The following is a 20,148-nucleotide window of genomic DNA, read 5'->3' as shown; positions in this document are numbered from 1 at the left end:
TGGGGCGGGTGTCGCGCCTCCGCTTCATTCGGCCGGCGTTGCCCGGCTCCGCGCGACGCCTTTGTCGCGCGCACAAAAAAGCGCGCGATACCACTCCTTGTGAGAATGACATCGCGCGCAAAAGGACGCGGGTACTCTCGGACCCGCGCCTGCTCGCTGCTATACAACCCTTCAGTGCAGCCCTTCAATGGCCTTCAGCGTGGCTGGCTCAGGCAGAGCCAGACACGCATGCCGGCGTTTTACCAGTGCATGCCGGCGCCAACCGACGCGCCGAACTGACCACGCGAGTCGGTCGTACCTTGTACCTTGTAGACCCACTTGCCGGTCTCCGACAGTTGCGACACACCGATGGCCATTGCCGACTGACCACCGTACGTGCCGCCCGCGATCGCCACCATGCCGTGGCCCGGCAACACGGCCTGCGGCAAGCCCGCAGCCGCCAGTGCCGTTGCCGTGCCGCCGTAGGCGTCGCGGCGAGCCGAGCGGATCTGGTCGTTGGTGTAGCTGTTGGCCTGAGTGACCGCGCCGCTCACGCTTTGCTGCAACTGGTTCACGTTGACCGCGTCGGTGCCCTGCACGCCGGCGGCGACGTTGGTGATCTGACGCTCCTGACCTGCTGCGCCGACCGATACCGTATTCGCCCGATCCGCGACGGAGCCTTGGCCCAGCGCGACCGAGTTGTCGGCGCTCGCATTCGCCGCTGCGCCGAGTGCGGTGGCGTTGTCGCCGCTCGCGCTCGAATTCGCGCCGATTGCGACGGCGTTGGTGCCCGTGGCCTGGGCGTTCGCGCCCGAAGCGACCGAGTGCGTACCGGTTGCCGCCGCGCCTTCAGTATCGCGATCGCCTTCCGCGCTGTAGAACGGATTGGCTGTGTTGACCGTGATGTTGCTGACCGCGCCGTTGATAGCCGCATTCAGCTGGCCGAGGTTGACCGCATCGCTTGCGTCGACGCCGTCGGCGACGTTGTGAATCGCGGTGCCGGCGTCGCCGCCGAGCGTCACACTGTTCTTGTTGACGCTGCCATCAGCGTTCTGGTCGTACATCACGGCGCCGTCGAGCTTGGCGGCGGTGGCGGCCGTCTGGTCGCTGACCGCTTTCAACTGCGAGACGTTGACGGCGTCGGTGTCGGCGGTGCCGGCTGCGACGTTGGTGATCTGGCGCTCGCTGCCCGTCGAGCCGACTGAGACGCTGTTTGCGCGGTCTGCGATCGAGCCTTGGCCGAGCGCGACGGAGCCGGAGGCGCTGGCGGTGGCGAGGTTGCCGATGGCCGTGGCGCTTTGGGCGACGGCTTGTGCGCCGGCGCCGATAGCGGTGGTGCGGGTGTAACCCGGATCGGTCGCGGCGAGCGGATCGTGGCCGGCAACGGAATTGGCCCCGATGGCAACTGAATCGTCGCCGTTAGCTGTGGATTTGAGGCCGAGCGCGACACTATTCACGCCGCTGGCTTGTGACGATGTACCCGCTGCAACAGCACCTACGCCTGCTGCGTCAGCATAGCTCCCCATCGCGAGGGCATGTTCGCCGCTGGCTATGGCGTTGTCGGTGCCGGTGCCGTCGCCATTGGCCTTGAAATAGCGCGTGGCGCCGGCCGTAGCGGCGTTCACTGCGTCATTCAATTGGCTCACGTTGACAGCGTCGGTGGCTTCGGTGCCGGCTGCGACGTTGGTGATCTGGCGTTCGCTGCCCACCGAGCCAACCGAAACGGCGTTGGCGCGATCGGCAATCGAGCCTTGGCCCAAGGCGACGGAGCCTGCGGCGCTTGCCTCTGCCAGATTGCCCACAGCGAGGCTGCCCATGCCCTCGGCCAACGAATTGGTGCCAAATGCGGCAGAGACGGGGCCCGTGGCCTGGGCGTTCGTGCCTAGCGCGACCGAGTAGTTGCCTGCCGCGTCGGCGTTATAGCCGATCGCAACGGCACCGTCACTTTCCGAATGGGCGCCGCGGCCGAGTGCAACCGAGTCGGCGCCGTCTGCCTGGGCGTTATAGCCAAGCGCCGATGCGCCCGAGGCAGTTGCGTGAGCGTCGTCCGGCGTCAAGGCGTCGTCGTTGGTGCGCATGTACTTAACGCCGCTGCCGTTCTGCTGGACGTAAGCGCTGCTGGTGTCGCCGGCGATCGCATAGAGTTGCGCGCCGTTGACGGCGTCGGTGCTGGTGGCCGAAACCGCACCCTGGTGCAGGTTCGTGATCGTGGTGCCGTCCGTCGCACCGCCGTCCGCCGAAGCTGGGCCGGCGAGCGTGACGCTGCTCTTGTCAGCGGGCGTTGCGTCGTATTGAACGCTATTGGCGGTGGCCGCCGTGATCTTGCTATCGACAGCCTTGAGCTGGCTGACATTGACCGCGTCGGTGTCGGCCGCGCCGGCCGCGACATTGGTGACACGCCGTTCGTTGTTCGCGGAGCCGACCGATACTTCACCGTGGGCCGTAAGGCCGCCGATAGCCGAATCTGGCGAGCCGAACTTTTCGCCCTGCGTGCTCAGATCGGCCGTGGTGGTGGATTTTGCGCCTAAAGCGACGCTATTCGCGGCGGTTGCCGTGGCGCTCGAGCCGATGGCGACGCTGTCAGTTGCCGCCTTTGTAACGGATGCATTTGCGCCGAACGAGACGCTGTTGGATGCCGCTGCCTTTCCCTGGTACCCGATTGCAATCGAGTCGGCGCCGGTTGCTGCCGTGTTGGAGCCAAGCGCAATGGCCTCGTTGTTCAGTGCGCGGGCGGAATTGCCAATCGCGATCGAGTCGAGGGCGGCGGCGGTAGCGGTGGGGCCGGCCGCAATGGCATTCATGCCGTCGACCGCGAGGGCGTCGTCCGAACCATCGGCGAGTCCGCTGACGCCGAAATAGTGATCGGCGGACACCGTATCCGCATAGGCCGCCGAGCCGCTCCCGGCCAGCACGGCCCCCGCCAGCAAGACTTGCGCAATCATCCGCTTACTCGATGCGCGTTTCGTCTTCGCCCGCGCCGTTTCCGACGTGGCGACCCACGTGCCTGTCGCTTCGCACCAAACCGATTTGTAAATCTTATTCATTCTTCTGAAACTCCGCGGAATTACGAGCGTGGACGGCGCGTGAAAGCATGCTGATTCGGATATGGCGTCATCGCCCTGATTTGTCGCGCGCATAGAACATGTCGACCGCGGTAATTCCGTTGTCTGTTTTCGGTGTCCTGCTGAATTATTCGCGCGTCCGAATCATCAGCGTCACGCCGTGGAGTCCACTGGATTAAGTGCGTGGGCGATGATCGGCGCGATTGTCAGACCTGGTGGGACGGAGGCGGAATAAGCAAATTCCTAAATGGTTGAAATAAAATCACCAGTTGTAGTTAAATTTTAATAAGTGTTTTTTATTTGTTGAAAATAAAGAATAGTCTTGTTTTGTCTTATGTAAAAATCAAGAATTTAAGAATGTAATAATCTGTCGCGTTGGGAGTTTATTGGATTGGATTTAAGTCGACTGCCGATTTTCTGACGCAAAACGGACGGCGAGCCACCTAACTCGCCGGAAACCGCTGACAGAGCGCTCTACCGGTTCTGTCGCGCCCCTGTTTTTTCGTCGCTTTAACCGGTATCCACATCAACCGCTGGCCTTGGCAAACGTTCTACAATGACGGTTGTTCTCCGAAGTGAGTTTTCATGCGTAAATTTTTTCTTCGCGGCTTGACTGCCACGTTCGCCGCGGGCGCGGCACTGATCGCCGCCGCTGGCTTTTTTTCTCCGGCGGCTCACGCCAACAACGTGATCGTGCTGAATTCCGGCGAAGCCACGCTGAGCCTGATCGACGAGACCACCCGCCAGGTCGTCGGCACGGTGCCCACGGGCAAGGAACCGCATCACCTGATGGCCACGCCGGACAATTCGTCGCTGATCGTCGCCAATTCGGTGTCCAACAACCTGATGTTCGTCGATCCGAAGTCGGGCCAGGTGCAGCGTTGGGTCGAGAACATCGAGGATCCGTACCAGATCGGCTTTTCGCCCGACCGCAAGTGGCTGGTCACCACCGGGCTGCGTCTGGACCGCCTCGACATCTATCATTACGACGGCCAGAAGAACCAGATGACGCTGGCCTCGCGTCTGCCGCTCGCGGTGATGCCGAGCCACATGGCATTCACCAATGACAGCAAGACGGTCTTCGTCACGCTGCAGGTGTCGGGCGAATTGGCCGCAATCGATCTGGCCACGCAAACCGTCAAGTGGAAGATGAAGGTCGGCAAGGTGCCGGCCGGCCTGTGGATGACGCCGGGCGAGAAGTACCTGCTGATCGGCATGACCGGGGCGGATTACGTCGCGGTGGTCGACTGGCGCAACCAGAAAATCGTCAAGACGATCCAGACGGGCAAAGGTGCGCACAACTTCCGCTCGCTGGCTGACGGCAAGCATGTCGCGGTGTCGAACCGTGTCGCGAGCACGATCAGCATCATCGACGAAGACACGCTCACTAACGTCGGTGACATCACCGGTTTGATGCCAGGGCCGGACGATATGGAGCTTTCCGCCGACAAGCGCTATTTGTGGGTTACTTTCCGCTTTGCGAAGCACATCGGCATCATCGACCTGAATACGCGTAAGCTGATCCAGACGATTGCCGTCGGCCGTTCGCCGCACGGTATCTATTTCTTCAATCGCGCGCCGGTCACGGCGCCGAACGGCGCTTGATGCTGTAATCAGGAAGTAACGGGCCGGCACCATGTTCCATCTGATTTTTTCTTCTCTCGACAGCTTCGTCTCGGCGGTGCAGACGCTGCTGTACGTCGACGTGGTGCAGCCGCTGCTGTTCCGGCTCGACCTGATGGGCTACGACGAAGACACTTACGACAGCCTGTATTGGGTGATCGTCGGTGTCTTCGAGGTGCTGGCGATGTACGCGGTTCTGCGCCCGCTTGAGGCGCTGCGCCCGGTGGAGCAGTGGGAAAACCGCAAGGCAGTGCGCGTCGATGTGATTTACACGTGGATCGCCAAGCTCGGCATTCTCAACCTGTTCTTCTTTTTCGCGCTACAGCCGTTGTTCGATAACGTGCAGGCCTGGCTGAGGCTGCACAACATCGCCAATATCGAATTCGACAATCTTTGGCCAGGCGTCACCACGCAGCCGCTCGTCACGTTCGTGATGTATCTGCTGGTGCTCGATTTCGCCGGTTACTGGTACCACCGCTGGGAACATCGAATCGGCGTTTGGTGGGAATTGCACGCGGTGCACCACAGCCAGCAGCAGATGTCGCTGTGGTCCGACGATCGTAACCATCTGCTCGACGATCTGCTGCAAGCGTCGTTCTTCGCGGTGATCGCGCTGGTGATCGGCGTGCCACCGTCGCAATTCGTCGTTCTGGTGGCCATCACGAACCTGGCGCAGAGCGTGCAGCACGCGAATATCCGCCTGTATTTCGGCTGGCTCGGCGAGCGCCTGCTGGTCAGTCCGACCTTCCATCGGCGTCACCATGCGATCGGCTACGCCGATGGAGGGCTGAAATACGGCTGCAATTTCGGCGTGCTGTTTCCCTGGTGGGACATGCTGTTCCGCAGCGTATCCTGGAGCCGGGAAATGGAGCCGACCGGCATCCCGGATCAGCTCGAAGGCCGCCGCTACGGCGACGGTTTCTGGGCACAACACTGGCTCGCTTTCGTGCGCATCGCCGGGCGCCTTTCGCCGAAGCGTCGCACCGGGAACAGCGACGCCGCCCCGATTTGAGTATTCTTCCCCGCACGCCGCCGGTTTCCCCGGCGGCGCGTCACGTGGTTTATCCTGTCCACGTTTGCGCGCGCGTTCCCGGTTCGTTGTCTGGTCCGCATTCCGGTCGGCGTTCAGATCCGGGCGCCGGGCATCCGGGCGCCGGGCAACCGGGTGCCGGACGTGTTGCCGGTTCGTCGCGCTGCTCTTATTCCATCGTTTCGTTCACCGGCCCTCGCCCACATGAATGATCTGTTGCGCTCGTTCGGACGCGCGCTCACAAGCGCGCTCCACCCGCGCATGCTCTGGCTGACCTTCCTGCCGTTTCTGGGGGCAACCCTGGGGTGGGGCGTGATCCTGTGGTTTTCCTGGCAGACGCTGATCGGCGCGACGCGCACGTGGCTCGAAAGCTGGTCGTTCACGGTTACGCTTTATCATCTGTTCGACTGGCTCGGCTTTTCGGCGCTGCACGTGGCGATCGCGCCATTTATCGTGGTTGCGATGGCGATTCCGTTGATCGTCGTCACGGTATTGCTGTTGATCGCCACGCTCTCGATGCCAGCCGTCATCCGCTTTCTGTCGGCGCGGCAATTTTCTGGCCTCGAAATGCGCCGCGGCGGAACGTGGTACGGTAGCCTCGGTCAGGCGTTGTGGACCACGCTGATCTGTCTCGTGCTGCTGATCGTCACGTTGCCGCTGTGGCTGGTGCCACCGTTCTTCGCGCTGATTCCGCCGCTCCTGTGGGGCTGGTTGACGTATCGGGTGATGAGTTACGACGCGCTCGCGCTGCATGCCACGCGCGACGAGCGGCGTGCGCTGGTGCGGCGCTTCCGGCTGCCGCTCCTGTTGATCGGCGTCGCGAGCGGACTGCTGGGCTCGCTGCCTACGCTGTTGTGGGTGTCGTCGGTATGGATGATCGTGCTGTTCCCGGTGATCACCGCGGTGACCATCTGGATCTACGCGTTCATCCTCGTGTTTTCGGCACTGTGGTTCGGCTACTACTGTTTGCGCGCGCTGCAACGCATGCGTGCGGAAGAGCACGGCCCGCGGCACGCGGCGCCGGTTCCTTACTGATGAATTACTGATTAAGCGAAGAGGCAGCAATGGCATTTGGCGTCATCATCATCGGCGACGAAATCCTGTCGGGCAGGCGCATCGACAAGCATCTGCCGAAGGTCATCGAATTGCTGGGCGCGCGCGGATTGTCGCTCGGCTGGGCGGAATATATCGGCGACGATCCGGAGCGCATCACGGCAACGCTGCGGCGCACGTTCGCGTCGGGCGACATCGTGTTTTCCACGGGCGGCATCGGCGCCACGCCGGATGACCACACCCGCCAGTGCGCGGCAGCCGCGCTCGGCGTGCCGCTCGAGCTGCATGCCGAGGCCGCGAAGCTGATTCAGGAGCGCATCCGCGATATGCATCCGGCGAACTCGGCCGCGCCGCTCGATCTGGAAACGCCTGAGAACCGGCATCGTCTGAATATGGGCACGTTTCCCCAAGGCGCGGCCATTATTCCAAACGGCTACAACAAAATTCCAGGCTTCTCGATCAAACAGCATTACTTCGTGCCGGGTTTCCCGGTGATGGCGTGGCCGATGATCGAATGGGTGCTGGATACGCACTACGCGCATCTGCATCACGCAATGCCGCACGCGGAAAAATCACTGCTGGTGTTCGAACTGCCGGAGTCGCGCCTCACGCCTTTGATGGAAAAGATCGAACACGATTTTCCCGGTGTGCGAGTGTTCAGCCTGCCGAGCGTGGGCGATGCGGAGCGCGGCGGCGTCTATGCGCGGCATCACATCGATCTCGGTGTGAAGGGCGAACCGGAAGCGGTGGCGGCAGCTTTCGTGAAGCTGCGTGAAGGTGTGCATCTGCTGGGCGGCGATATCGTCGAACCCGAGGTGGCCGCGGCTGCGGCCAAACCGCGCGGTTGATCCGCGCCTGCTTCGTTGCACCGGCTGGTGGCGATCGCCGACGGGCACCGCTCAAGCGGGCCACGACGATCAAGCAAGCCGGTCGGAAGCCGATCAGCAGTCACGCGCCGATCCACGGCAACCCGCGAAAGCACCAGCCCGATACCGTCTTCCGATGCCCCTGGCCGTCCTTATCGCCTTCGAAGCCCTCCAGCAGGTCGTACGCCTTGGTAAAGCCGGCCTGCGTGGCAGCGATCGCGGCGAGCTTCGAGCGCGCGGCGCTGCGGCACAAAAACAGCACCGGCGTATCGGGCGAACTCACCTGGCTCAGTTGTTGAAGGAATTCCTGGTTCGGCACGGCGCCGGGGTAGCGGGTCCATTCGACATGAGCATATTGTCCGTCGCCGACAACCGGCCGGCCGACCCAATCGAGTTCGGCGCGAGTGCGCACGTCGACGAGACGTGTGCGCGGATCGAGTTGCAGCAGTTCGAACGCCTCGGCAGGCGACACGGCGCCGGCGTAGGGCAACTGGTTCTCGGTGCGACGCTTATCCGCCTGGGCGTACAACTGTTCGAGCGTGCTCATGAGCGCAAATCTCCTTCGGACCAAATGACCATTCTAGCGCGCCGCATGCGACACGCATGCGTGTCGGCGCGAGGGCAGGTTCACGCGGGAGCATCGTGGCGTGCGCTCTGTAATGGTGCATATTTTTACGGATGCACCAGACTGGCGAAGCTCATTGTCACCGCTTTCGTGATTGCACGATTTTGGTGCGAAAGGAAGCCCAAAGATTTCGGGGCTGCATGCCATGCGGTGCGTTCGTTCCCCGCGAACGCGCGCGCAGCGTGGTTTTGCGCCGCCTTGGCGCATACATGGCACAGAAGCTGCTTTATTGGTGCCGATCGATTTGTCCAAGCGGGCTTTTATGTTCCCCCTGAGCGATTCAGGGGTGGACGCGCCGGGACGGGTCAGCTAGATTGGGCGGCGGCTGAATCCGCCGAATTCGTTAATCAGGAGAAAAGGTTATGAGTAAATCCGTGGCCGACGTCGTGCAACTCGTCAAAGACGAAGACGTCAAGTTTGTCGACTTTCGTTTCACCGACACGCGCGGCAAAGAGCAACACGTTTCGGTGCCGGTGTCGGCATTCGATGAAGACAAATTCGAAAGCGGCCATGCGTTTGACGGTTCGTCGATTGCCGGCTGGAAGGGCATCGAAGCATCGGACATGTTGCTGATTCCGGACGCGAACACAGCCTTCATCGACCCGTTCTATGAAGAATCCACCCTCGTGCTGACCTGCGACGTCGTTGAACCGGCTGACGGCAAGGGCTACGAACGCGACCCGCGTTCGCTCGCCAAGCGCGCTGAAGCGTACCTGAAGAGCACGGGCCTCGGCGACACGGCCTTCTTCGGTCCGGAACCGGAATTCTTCATTTTCGATTCGGTGAAGTGGGGCACGGATCAGTCGGGCACCTTCGTCAAGATCGGTTCGGAAGAAGCACCGTGGTCGTCGGCAATGGACTTCGAAGGCGGCAACACCGGCCACCGTCCGGGCACGAAGGGCGGCTATTTCCCGGTCGCTCCGGTCGACACGTTCCAGGACATCCGTTCGGAAATGTGCCTGTTGCTCGAACAGATCGGCATTCCGGTCGAAGTGCACCACCACGAAGTCGCGGGCCAAGGCCAGAACGAAATCGGCACGAAGTTCTCGACGCTGGTGCAACGCGCTGACTGGCTGCAGCAAATGAAGTACATCATCCACAACGTCGCGCACACGTACGGCAAGACGGCTACGTTCATGCCGAAGCCGGTGGTGGGCGATAACGGTTCGGGCATGCACGTTCACCAGTCGATCTGGAAAGACGGCACGAACCTGTTCGCAGGCAACGGTTACGCAGGTCTGTCGGAATTCGCGCTGTTCTACATCGGCGGCATCATCAAGCATGCTCGCGCGCTGAACGCGATCACGAACCCGGGCACGAACTCGTACAAGCGTCTCGTGCCGCACTTCGAAGCACCGGTCAAGCTGGCTTACTCGGCTCGCAACCGTTCGGCATCGATCCGTATTCCGCACGTGTCGAACCCGAAGGGCCGCCGTATCGAAACGCGTTTCCCGGATCCGCTGGCGAATCCGTACCTGTGCTTTTCCGCGCTGATGATGGCGGGTCTGGACGGCGTGCAGAACAAGATTCACCCGGGCGAAGCTGCCGACAAGAACCTCTACGACCTGCCGCCGGAAGAGGATGCAAAGATCCCGACCGTGTGTGCCGGCCTCGACCAGGCTCTGGATTCGCTCGACGCGGACCGCGAGTTCCTGACGCGCGGTGGCGTGTTCACGGATTCGATGCTCGACGCGTACATCGAACTGAAGACGGGCGAGCTGCAACGCTATCGTCAGTCGGTGCACCCGATCGAATTCGAAATGTACTACTCGCTGTAAGCGGCAATGACGCTTCGCCCTTCAAACGGCGAAGCGGTTGCCCGACGCTCGCGATCGGTCACGAAGGGACGGCGGCGCCGTCCCTTTTTTGTTGGACCCGTATGAGTCCACTCCCGACGTTTGCGGCGTAAGGGCAATGAAGCAGGAAAAGAAGCAGGAAAAGAAGCAGGACAATAAGCGGACCACCTGATTTATCACCATCTCCTATCGGCCGGACTGCAAGATGGTTCTGAAGAATCTGATGAAGGCAAGGAAAGGCCACGAGCAAACGTTGTCGGACGACGTTCAGCTGGTGGGTTCCGGTTTGCTGCCGGGCTTCGAGGCATTGCCGACCGTTGTGCTGGTGCTCGAAAAGCGCACGCTGCGCGTCGCGTTTGCGAACCCGTCGGCGGAATCGATGCTGGAGCTCTCGCGCAAGCAATTGACCCAGATGGCGTGGCCGGACATTTTCTCGAATGCGGACGAATTGGTCGCGACCATCACCGCGATCGCCGCTAACCGGTTTCACGCAACGCATCTTGACGCCATACTCGAACGTCCAGGCCACGAGCCGCTGCATGTGCATGCGATCGTCGGTTTTCTGGAAAGCGCGCAAGACTATGTGCTGCTCGAACTGTTCGAGAACGAGCGGCATTTACGCACCGACCGCGAGGAGCGCATCAATGACCTCACGGCCGTCAACAAACAACTGATCCGCAATCTCGCGCATGAGATCAAGAACCCGCTCGGCGGGATTCGCGGCGCGGCGCAATTGCTCGAGTTCGAACTCGGCGAGCGCCAGCGCGACGAGTTGCGCGAGTACACGCAGGTCATCATCAAGGAGTCGGACCGGCTGCAAACGCTGGTTGATCGCTTGCTCGAGCCACACCGTCATCCGCATATCGTGGGTGACGTGAATATTCACGAAGTCTGTGAACGTGTGCGCCAGGTGATCCTCGCGGAGTTTCCGCGTGGCCTCACGATCGAGCGCGATTACGATGTGAGCGTGCCGGACCTGCGCGGCGACAAGGAGCAACTGATCCAGGCGCTGCTGAACATCGTGCGCAACGCCGCCGAAGCCTTGCGCGAACGCATCTCGCAAGGCGACGCGCGCATCGAATTGCGCACGCGGATTGCGCGCAAGATCACCGTGTCGAAACGCTTATGTAAGCTGGCACTGGACTTGCATATCACTGACAACGGACCCGGCATTCCCGAGGAAATCCGCGACCGCATTTTCTATCCGCTCGTGTCGGGGCGTGAGGACGGCAGCGGTCTTGGGTTGACGCTCGCGCAGACTTTCGTGCAACAGCACGACGGCCTGATCGAAGTGGATAGCCGGCCGGGCCACACCGAGTTTCAGATTCTGCTGCCGCTCGACTGCTAACACCGAATGCACCGTGAGAAAACGCCGGGCCGCCCCAGGTTTTCTCACTCCCCTCGGGGCGCCTGACGCGAAGCGACAGGTTTGGGGGCGCTCTTAAGACTTCTGACCGACCTATATGAAGCCGATCTGGATAGTAGACGACGATCAATCGATTCGCTGGGTGCTTGAAAAAGCGCTCGCTCGCGAAAACTTCGCGACACGCAGCTTCGCGAACGTGCGCGAGGCTTCCGCGGCGCTCGATCACGACAGCCCTCAGGTGCTGGTGTCCGACATCAGGATGCCTGGCGGCTCCGGCCTTGAATTGCTGCAAACCGTTCGCGACAAGGTACCGGGCTTGCCCGTCATCATCATGACGGCGTTCTCCGATCTGGATAGTGCGGTCGCCGCATTCCAGGGCGGCGCGTTCGAGTATCTCGCCAAACCGTTCGACGTCGACAAGGCGGTCGAACTGATCCGCCGCGCGGTCGATGAAAGCATGCGCGGCGAACAGACGTGGGACGACCGCGTCGCCGATGCACCGGAAATGCTCGGCCAGGCGCCGGCGATGCAGGACATGTTTCGCGCGATCGGCCGGCTGTCGCATTCCGCGGCCACCGTGCTCATTACCGGCGAATCAGGCACCGGGAAGGAACTCGTCGCGCGTGCGTTGCACCGACATAGCCCACGCGCGAATGGTCCGTTCATCGCACTAAATACGGCGGCGATTCCGAAAGATCTGTTGGAATCCGAATTGTTCGGTCATGAGCGCGGCGCGTTTACCGGCGCGCAGGCCATGCGCCAGGGGCGCTTCGAACAGGCCGAGAACGGTACGCTGTTTCTCGACGAAATCGGCGATATGCCGTTCGATCTGCAGACGCGTTTGTTGCGCGTGCTGTCGGACGGGCAGTTCTATCGCGTCGGCGGCCACAATCCGTTGCGCGCGAATGTGCGCGTGATCGCGGCGACGCACCAGAATCTCGAATCGCGTGTGCGTCAGGGTCTGTTCCGCGAGGACTTGTATCACCGGCTCAATGTGATCCGCTTGCGCTTGCCGGCTCTGCGCGAGCGCAGCGAAGACATTCCGCTGCTCACGCGCCACTTCTTGCAAAAGAGTGCGCGCGATCTGGGCGTGGAGCCGAAGCGCGTGTCCGAAGAGGCGCTGGCGTATCTCGCGTCTCTGCCATTTCCGGGCAACGTGCGTCAACTAGAGAATCTCGCCAACTGGCTCACGGTGATGGCGCCCGCGCAGACCATCGAGATCAAGGACTTGCCGCCCGATCTGGGACCCACGCAAGCCGGCGTGACCGATCTCTCGAGCGGTGGCAGTGGCGTGATCGGCACGGGCGAGGCGGGCCTTGCCGGCGGTGCGCCGATCAACGGCACCAGCGCGGCCACGCATCCGGCTACCGCTGCCGGCATGTCGGCGGCGACCACGGTGAGCGCCTGGGAAGGCGGCTTGCGTACCGAAGTCGCGCGGATGTTGCGTGAGAATGCTGCCGACGTCATGGACGAACTCGCGCGGCGCTTCGAAGCGGCGGTGATTCGCGAGGCGCTGGATTTCACGCGCGGACGCAAGGTGGAGGCAGCGGAGCGCCTCGGCATCGGTCGCAATACGATTACGCGCAAGATTCAGGAACTTAACTTAGAACCGTAATAAAATCAGTGACTTAGATATTTGGGGCTGGGTCGCGTGGGCGGGATTTGTGGTACAGAATCCCGCCCTTTTGCTTCCTTTGCGTAGTGATTGTGATAGAGTGAACCCCTACGCATAAGGGGCTACTATGAAATACGATCCGAATTCGAAGGTACGGAGCCAGCGAGAGGACATGCAAGCCTATCAGTTGCGCCTACCGAAGGAGCATATCCGGGACCTGCAAATCCTGCGGGTAATGGGTGGCGTCAAGGTAGCTCAGGAGCTACGGGACATTGTGGCTAAGTATCTTGAGGAAAAGCGGCCCATGATTCAGGGCGTTGCTCAGGAAATCGCAGAAGGAAACCCGGAGGCGCGGACGACCGAAGGGTTTGACCGGTTCGTTAAGAACGTCGGCGACAAGCAAAACGACGAGTGACGACTTCCAGCACGACCGTTCCGAAAATATTGGTCGGAATAGAGTTGCGTAGTGATTTTTTGCGTAGTAATCTTGCGGTTAGTTCGGTAAGGTGGGCGGGTAGTAAGCAACACCGCCCTTTTTAATCAAGCTTGCGTAGTGATTTTGCATAATTGCATTAGCCCTCCGGCAAGGCGACCGGGACCAAGGGCCGCTCTTGATTCCTAAACCGTTCTCCTCCTCTGGTTAGAGGTCAGGCAAGGGGCTTGGAAGCGCTGCAGCTAGAAGCGCGTCAGGTTCGCAGTTATGGGAGTAGGGCGGATTCTGCGAGGGCTTTAAACCCCGTGCAGAGCGTCCGGGCCACCATGCCACGGGACGTATGAGTTTTACGAACTACGGTTCGTCAAGGCCGTTGCATACAGCGGGCTTGCTTAACCGAAGTACGCGCGAAAGGCCGCCGTAATCGCCCAATCGACACAGGCGGTAGGTAGCTAAGGTAAGAACAATTTAAGGGTGCGGCTTTGCTGCGCTCGTCACTTAAACGAGGTAGACCCAATGATTACGCCCGCTCTTGCATCAATGCCCGTCGCGCTCCGTCTTATACGCGCTGACGGCGTAGAGGTACAGCCTCTGTGGCTTGTGTTAGGTACGCTTAGGAAGCACGGTTTTCGTACGTTTGCCCCTGTGGTGCGTAGTGGCCTAGATGGCTCCTGGCTACTCGCTACAGTGGTTTATCAAAACTCGCCGCATGAGGCAGGCGAGGCAATGCGGGCAGCGATGCAGGAGCTTGGTTACGCTGATGCTCTAGCAGCCTAGATAGCGACTGAGACAATGGAACGCAAGCTATCAGACATTGACGTATTGTGGATTCGCGCGGCGTGCATTCTGAACCATAAGCGGTTCGGATCCGTGAAGATTGCGGAAATGTTCTGTGTGAGTCGGCGCGTAATCGAAGCCGTGGTTAAACGCGAGACGTACCGGCACTTGCGAGCGAGGACCGTGCCTCCTGACGTGCTGACGGAATCCGTACCGCTTATGGTCGGTGTAATCATCATGGACAGGGATCACCCTAAAGGAGGCTGGCCACGGGAAGCGATGCCCGACGAAACTCCCGAGTGGTCCATGACCGCAAAGGATTTTGATCAGCAGCACGGCGTAGACGAGGACTACCGCCGGAATTATTGGACTACCGCCCCTCTGGTATCGCCGTCTGAGCCTGTTAGCAAGGCGGATTACGATCTCGTGTCGTGGATATGCAGGCAGGGCGTTACGGAGTATGCGGAGAGCCGACGAAGCAATCTAGGTTTGGAGACGGTGAAGAAACGGAAGCCGCGACGAACCAAGCGTCAAATGGAGTGGGAGCGGAATGTCACGAAACCCGCTCAAGCCGCCCTGAAATTGGAACGGGAAACGCTGAAACTTGCGAAGCGGCAAGCGAGGCTAGAGGCTGAGTACGCAACGTACATGACCAAGGCAAAATTGCCCCCGCCGATCACGCCGGAAGCGCTGGCGGTGTTGCGCGCGAAACTAAAGAAAGTCCCGTGAACAATCAAAACCTTTACTGGGCAAGGCTTTGCGGGCAGAAATCGAAAAAGCACACAGCAGGGTGATAGAACACGATCAATATAACGGTCACTTCCGCCACGCCGTACCCGTGTAGTTCCCACGCGCAACCCTACCTGCCAGACGTACCGGGCGGATTCGGTGCGTCTTATCTTTATGTCTACAAATCTAGTGAGTTTAATTATGAATAAACATTCCCTCCCCGCTAACCCTTACGCGGAATCTCGCATTATTAGTACCCGAATTGATCCTGATACGCACAAGGCACTCCGAGAATTAGCCGCACGTACAGATACCCGCGTTGCTACTGTAATTAAGGTTGCGGTTGATAGTTATCTTAAGTCTAACGCGCACTAATACCTAGCATTAACACGTAGGCAGTCCATCCGGGATCGACGCGGACTAGCCGGTATAGGGAGTTATCGATCATTCTAAGTACGCAAGGCATTCGGCCAAGAGGCTTAACATTTATTTAGGAATACATATTTTGCAAAACGCAATTCAACAAGCTATCACCCAAGCATTCGCAGGAAACACGCTTAACGCTCTTAAATGGGCTATCGCGGAAAACAAAGGCATTTCGTACGAGCAGGTAGGCCAGCGCTTTGGCTTCGATAGCCCGGTAGCTCGTATCAAGAAATTGGTAGCGAGCGGCGGTATCTTCACGGACGAAAACGGCGTTATCAACAAGGGTGATATCACCAACGCTGTGACTAAGGCCGCTGTTGCTGCCAGTACGGTAGCTAATACGCCTAACCTGGTCTATCCGGGCCAGCGTCCGGGAGTCGTCTATGACACTCCGGTAACTACTCCGATTCTTGAGCAAATCACGGCTTATGGTGCATTGGGTATCGCACCGTTTCAACGGTTGCTTTCGCAAGCGGCTAATTTGACGGCGGCTCATCTGGCTAACGAGGATAGCCCCGTTCCGGCTGCGGCACCTGCTACGGCGTTTAATACCACGGACATGCAGCGATTCGGCCTTATTCTGGCAGTTACCGCAGAAACGTTGTCCGTGTCTGCTGACGATTCGGTTCTCTCGTATGTCGTCCAGCAATTGGAAACGGCTGTTTCGAATGCTCTTGACGTGTATTTCTCTGGACTCGTTACGGCTAACTCGGCTGCTGCGGCTACAGCACAAGCGGCTATCGCTGCACTTCCGGATGCACGATATGGCGTCTTTGTCGCTGCGCCTGATACGTTGATGAATCTGCAAGACGCTGCTAACCCGAATCCTACCGTGTCGTATAAGACGCGTCCGGTTATTCAGTCGCTGGCTGTTCCCGCTGGCAAGCTGTGGCTCGTTCAAGCTAATCGAGTGACTGTTACGGACCCGGTTGGTAATGAGGTTAGCAAAACGAATGAGGCAGATATCGTGCTTGATGATGGCACGGGTACGGCTAATACCACGGTTACGCATCTCTTTCAGAACAATATGGCGGCTGTGAAGATTATGCGCCGCTTGTCGGCAAAGCTGCTTAGCCCGGTTCAAGTCGTAACGCTTAGCTAATTTAATGGCCCTTCGGGGCCTCTATCTATTTTCACAAGGGATGCATACCAACATGACTAATAAACTATCAAAGCTTTTCACGCCACGCGCACCAAAACCTATTACCTTCGAAGACGGACAGCGGGTTACTTTCTCGTTTCCGCAGGATTACAGCAAGCCCCAGCAAGCTCCGGTAATTCCCCTTATCGAGCAGATCCGCGCAGCCGTTAAGGAACTGTCAAAGCAAATCGCAGCGATTCCGGAAAGCTCCCCGCTTGACGCGGCGAATATCGACCATTTGCGGGATAGGGTGCGGGCATCGCAAAAGCGTGTTGAGAGTGCGCAAGCGCAATGCCGCGCGGGACTGGCTGAGATTAATACTATCAAGCCTCTACAGGATGATACGGACGCGCTGCGCAATACGCTTTCGTCTGTGCTGGCACGGCGCGCGGAACTGGATAAGCGGGTTGTACTGGTAGCACGGTTGCGCGAGCTTCAAGAGGCTGTGCAATGAGCTTCAATCCAGCAATGTATCAACCAACGGACACGGATTGGATGCTTTCTAAATGGGCGTATAACCGTCTGTGTTACACCTCTGCGCAAGTAGGCCTATCTCGCCCAGCTACAGCGCGGCGCATGCTGAATAGCTTCCTCAAGCTCGCTAAGTCCGTTGATTACGATCTGTCGCGCCTTAAATTCGACATTGCGAATGAAGCACTGGATATTCCCGTTAGTTTCGGCGTCATATTCCGTGACGGGGAAGTGGAACGAGTTTGCAGGGCGGGTAGATTTGCTCCTGACTCCCTCTTAGAAGTGGCTATTTCATTGCGCGGCCTTAAGGAGGAGGCGGTATGTCACGAGCACAACTAATCGCGGCGGCTAAGGCAATCGGTGTGCAGACCGAGGTAGTAGAAAGAGGGAAGCGCGGAGCCAAAACCACGGACTGGCTACGTGCGGATATTCTGGAGCGCTGTTACGGAAAAAATCTTGGTCTCCAGAATTATGCTAGCCCTGCAATCGCTGACGCCGCGATCCTTAGAGCGGTTGATTGCTCCACGGGGAAACTTGGCTATTTGTTGTCAACGGCGCAATACGCTATCCGCATGGCTAACACTGAGCGCACGGAATACGGGCGGCTGTGCGGTCTCAAACGGCGTAGACCGGCTGACGAGGCGAGGCTAATCCGCAGTGCGCGTCAATGGCTGGAAATCGCAACGATTGTCCAAGATTTACATAGCGTGGAATCGGGCCAAGCCCAAAGAGAGGCGGCATGAGGTTTAGAGATCATATGCTTCCGGGTGGCTCGCTGGAGTGGAGTCACTTCCAATGCAGCCTGTGTAAACAGTTATTCGTGGGCTATAGTAAGTACAGTGACCATAAGTGTAAGCCTGAAACTGGTAAAGATATGCCAGTTAATCGTAATGATGCTAACGCCAAGGTGATTTAGATGACTGACGAACGTAAGCCAATGACTGAGATTGAAAGTATTGAATTCGATATTGAAAATATCGAGGAACAGTTACGAAGCCAAGTAGCTGACTTACAATCTCAGATTGATTATTTACGATTAGAATTTGAGGAATTTGTGGAGAAAATGTCGCATGGCCAGGAATAGAGATATTGAAACGATCCGCAGAGCTAATATTAATATCAAGATTCCGGATTATATTTCTCTTACGCCTGCCGAATCCGATTATTGGGACCGTATCGTTAGGTCTAGACATGCCGATGATTGGACTGAATCCGATTTGGAACTGGTTGGCGATCTTTGCAGGGCGAGGGCGTTGGAAAAACGCGTAAGAGACGAGTTAGACCAAGGCGCATTGATGCTGGCGGGTAAGCCACACCCGCTAATTGCAGAGGCTGCTAGGTGCTCTGGAGTAACGTTAAAGTTAGTAACTGCTCTACGGTTGAAAACTCCCGCTGAAACTAGAACGCTTAGAGGTAAGGCGGGTGAAAGAACCGACTACGGTAACCCTAACGACTTGGACGAGCTAATCCCTAGACTCAGACAAGGCGTAGATAACTATGATCCGTCTATTCCGAGACTTCCAATCAGAATGAGCTAAGTTAGCTTTATTTGCGAACAAATAACTTTTTCCAATGTAATTTTCTGGGCTTTTGTTAAAGCAAGTGGACCAGTCGGCGCTGGGGTCGATGACCTTTCTGGTTTGACATACCCCCCCGCCTTTCTGCACCTCTCCGACCTCACCACAGCCTCACCACGGGCCTGCCGTAGCTGACTGGCTACCCATGCCTACCCAGCAATAACCAACGGCTCTACGGGGCTATAACGTAAGGACTACGAATGAATACTTTGAAATGCGGCTGTACGGCTGGCCTTGGCTACCCCTTTGCTTGCCCTCATGGGAACGATACAGGCAGCGCGGCGGCACCTACTACCACTACCCGCACTAGACCACTCACAGCCAAGCAGAAAGAACGCGTAGCAGCAGCGGGTAACGCCGTGCGTATCGATGACTTAAGCGGTGGCGCATGGGACAAGATACGAGTACGTATCAGGGAACGAGACGCCTACACGTGCCACGTATGCAGACGTGCTGTATTGGCCGGTATCGTTGACCATAAGGTTGCTCTCATTAATGGCGGGACTAACGCAGACGATAACTTGCAACTGCTGTGCGAGCCATGCCACCAAGATAAAACTAACGTAGACCTTGGCCGTAGGGTTAAGACTGGCAGCACAGCGGACGGTATGCCTACATCAGCGGGCCACCACTGGAATACATGACGGATCAAAGGTTACGAGCAATGCTGGTAGCTACCTTGCGGAGCTATCGATACGTGATAACCAACACGGACGATACTGGCCTATCAGGTGCAGACCCGGATAACAACACATTCGCTCTAACGTGGCGTGAGGTAGAGGAGCTAACGCTTAACCTGCTGATTGGTAGACCGGATACAAATAACATGGAGTATTAATGGATGATTAATAACGCCGGGTTTAAGTTACCCGATAATTTACCAGACCAGAGTAAGCTTAGTAGCGGTGCTGCGTTTGCTGAGAATAAGAAGATAGCATCCGATACGGAAAAGAAGCATCCGGGAAAGAGTGTAATCGTCCGGGATAAGGTAGTTTATAAACCTAACGACATATGCGTTAGGTTTGCTGATAGCGTAGTAGATACGAATACTCATAAGCTCCGGACTGAAATACTTAAGCTGTCGGCTGTGGAGTTTAGTAAGGTACTGGTCAAGGACCATGGCAAGCGATATTCCATGACAGAGAAATTCCAATCTCAGGACCGGCCTATCGTAGCTAAACGCAGTCTGGCTATCTCTATCTCTAAAGTGCTGGATAGACTTACGGCACTCAAAGTAATGTTGCCTATTCCTGATGTAGACAAAATGTCATTTAATGACCTACGCAAGTACTTGCTAGGCACAGGGAGCTATCAACCCAATATGATTACGTTAAACACACTCGTAGAGTTCTACCCTTCCAAGGTGGTTATTGGTCGTGCCGTGTGGCATTGGCGGGACGCATTCGGTAAGAAGTCCACAGTAAAGCCAGGGTCTTATCTACAGTCCACCACAGAGGACAAGCTAAGTATGACCCGGCTGTGTTCTATGCTTGGTCTGTCTGAGGGAGAGATTCTAGCCAAATGTTATTCGGGTTCAACGGAGAGCGCATAGAGTAGTTGTACCTACTAAGCAAAAACA

At 58.2% G+C, this 20,148-nt stretch carries 18 protein-coding genes; 16 read left to right on the top strand and 2 right to left on the bottom strand.

All coding sequences use genetic code 11. The features are described 5' to 3' along the window. Window positions 1-239: 239 nt before the first annotated feature. Window positions 240-3,023: a YadA-like family protein gene (locus tag PQR53_RS07885; protein WP_408452091.1), complete on the bottom strand. Its 2,784-nt coding sequence runs from the start codon at window positions 3,021-3,023 to the stop codon at window positions 240-242. 603 nt (window positions 3,024-3,626) lie between these two features. On the opposite strand from PQR53_RS07885, the gene PQR53_RS07880 reads away from it, so the two are divergent. From PQR53_RS07880 to PQR53_RS07865, 4 genes are all read left to right on the top strand, one after another. Further along, a complete protein-coding gene (locus PQR53_RS07880) occupies window positions 3,627-4,646 on the top strand; it encodes a YVTN family beta-propeller repeat protein (RefSeq protein ID WP_408452089.1) in 1,020 nt (339 codons plus the stop codon). A gap of 31 nt (window positions 4,647-4,677) precedes the next feature. Further along, entirely contained in the window at window positions 4,678-5,676 is a 999-nt protein-coding gene (locus PQR53_RS07875; protein ID WP_408452087.1) for a sterol desaturase family protein, read from the top strand. A 222-nt stretch (window positions 5,677-5,898) separates the two neighbouring features. Then, the gene (locus tag PQR53_RS07870; RefSeq protein ID WP_408452085.1) at window positions 5,899-6,729 is read left to right on the top strand and encodes an EI24 domain-containing protein; all 831 of its coding nucleotides are present in this window, start codon (window positions 5,899-5,901) and stop codon (window positions 6,727-6,729) included. 29 nt (window positions 6,730-6,758) lie between these two features. Beyond that, window positions 6,759-7,595: a competence/damage-inducible protein A gene (locus PQR53_RS07865; RefSeq protein WP_408452084.1), complete on the top strand. Its 837-nt coding sequence runs from the start codon at window positions 6,759-6,761 to the stop codon at window positions 7,593-7,595. A gap of 100 nt (window positions 7,596-7,695) precedes the next feature. Here PQR53_RS07865 and PQR53_RS07860 read toward each other — a convergent pair whose 3' ends face one another. Then, window positions 7,696-8,160, bottom strand: a complete 465-nt coding sequence (locus PQR53_RS07860) for a rhodanese-like domain-containing protein (RefSeq protein ID WP_408452082.1) — start codon at window positions 8,158-8,160, stop codon at window positions 7,696-7,698. Window positions 8,161-8,600: 440 nt separating this feature from the next. On the opposite strand from PQR53_RS07860, the gene glnA reads away from it, so the two are divergent. The 12 genes from glnA to PQR53_RS07800 all read left to right on the top strand — a co-directional run bounded on the left by glnA (window position 8,601) and on the right by PQR53_RS07800 (window position 20,121). Beyond that, window positions 8,601-10,016, top strand: a complete 1,416-nt coding sequence (gene glnA / locus PQR53_RS07855; protein WP_408452080.1) for a type I glutamate--ammonia ligase — start codon at window positions 8,601-8,603, stop codon at window positions 10,014-10,016. A gap of 223 nt (window positions 10,017-10,239) precedes the next feature. Further along, window positions 10,240-11,382, top strand: a complete 1,143-nt coding sequence (glnL, locus tag PQR53_RS07850) for a nitrogen regulation protein NR(II) (protein ID WP_408452078.1) — start codon at window positions 10,240-10,242, stop codon at window positions 11,380-11,382. A gap of 115 nt (window positions 11,383-11,497) precedes the next feature. Beyond that, window positions 11,498-13,015 carry a nitrogen regulation protein NR(I) gene (gene ntrC, locus PQR53_RS07845; protein ID WP_408452076.1) on the top strand — a complete coding sequence of 506 codons (1,518 nt, stop codon included), beginning with the start codon at window positions 11,498-11,500 and terminating at the stop codon, window positions 13,013-13,015. A gap of 172 nt (window positions 13,016-13,187) precedes the next feature. Beyond that, the gene (locus tag PQR53_RS07840) at window positions 13,188-13,430 is read left to right on the top strand and encodes a hypothetical protein (protein WP_408452074.1); all 243 of its coding nucleotides are present in this window, start codon (window positions 13,188-13,190) and stop codon (window positions 13,428-13,430) included. Between the two features lie 810 nt (window positions 13,431-14,240). Beyond that, entirely contained in the window at window positions 14,241-14,954 is a 714-nt protein-coding gene (locus tag PQR53_RS07835) for a hypothetical protein (protein WP_408452073.1), read from the top strand. Between the two features lie 505 nt (window positions 14,955-15,459). Then, window positions 15,460-16,482: a hypothetical protein gene (locus tag PQR53_RS07830; RefSeq protein ID WP_408452071.1), complete on the top strand. Its 1,023-nt coding sequence runs from the start codon at window positions 15,460-15,462 to the stop codon at window positions 16,480-16,482. Window positions 16,483-16,534: 52 nt separating this feature from the next. Beyond that, window positions 16,535-16,975, top strand: coding sequence for a hypothetical protein (locus PQR53_RS07825; RefSeq protein WP_408452070.1), 441 nt, complete (start codon window positions 16,535-16,537; stop codon window positions 16,973-16,975). Beyond that, window positions 16,972-17,331 carry a hypothetical protein gene (locus PQR53_RS07820; RefSeq protein ID WP_408452068.1) on the top strand — a complete coding sequence of 120 codons (360 nt, stop codon included), beginning with the start codon at window positions 16,972-16,974 and terminating at the stop codon, window positions 17,329-17,331. Before PQR53_RS07825 ends, PQR53_RS07820 begins: the two co-directional genes overlap by 4 nt. 577 nt (window positions 17,332-17,908) lie before the next feature. Next, window positions 17,909-18,076 carry a hypothetical protein gene (locus tag PQR53_RS07815; RefSeq protein WP_408452066.1) on the top strand — a complete coding sequence of 56 codons (168 nt, stop codon included), beginning with the start codon at window positions 17,909-17,911 and terminating at the stop codon, window positions 18,074-18,076. Continuing rightward, on the top strand, window positions 18,063-18,530 hold the full coding sequence (locus PQR53_RS07810) for a phage terminase small subunit, hendrixvirinae-type (protein WP_408452064.1): 468 nt from the start codon (window positions 18,063-18,065) through the stop codon (window positions 18,528-18,530). The genes PQR53_RS07815 and PQR53_RS07810 overlap by 14 nt, the downstream gene beginning before the upstream one ends. Before the next feature lie 239 nt (window positions 18,531-18,769). Then, window positions 18,770-19,213 carry an HNH endonuclease gene (locus PQR53_RS07805; RefSeq protein ID WP_408452063.1) on the top strand — a complete coding sequence of 148 codons (444 nt, stop codon included), beginning with the start codon at window positions 18,770-18,772 and terminating at the stop codon, window positions 19,211-19,213. 197 nt (window positions 19,214-19,410) lie between these two features. Beyond that, window positions 19,411-20,121 carry a hypothetical protein gene (locus PQR53_RS07800; RefSeq protein WP_408452061.1) on the top strand — a complete coding sequence of 237 codons (711 nt, stop codon included), beginning with the start codon at window positions 19,411-19,413 and terminating at the stop codon, window positions 20,119-20,121. Window positions 20,122-20,148 lie beyond the last annotated feature (27 nt).

The organism is Paraburkholderia fungorum (genome assembly GCF_046027605.1).
GTDB classification, from domain to species: domain Bacteria; phylum Pseudomonadota; class Gammaproteobacteria; order Burkholderiales; family Burkholderiaceae; genus Paraburkholderia; species Paraburkholderia fungorum_F.
The sequence above is the reverse complement of the archived record's forward strand: the minus strand, read 5'-3'. Positions and strand labels throughout refer to the sequence as shown.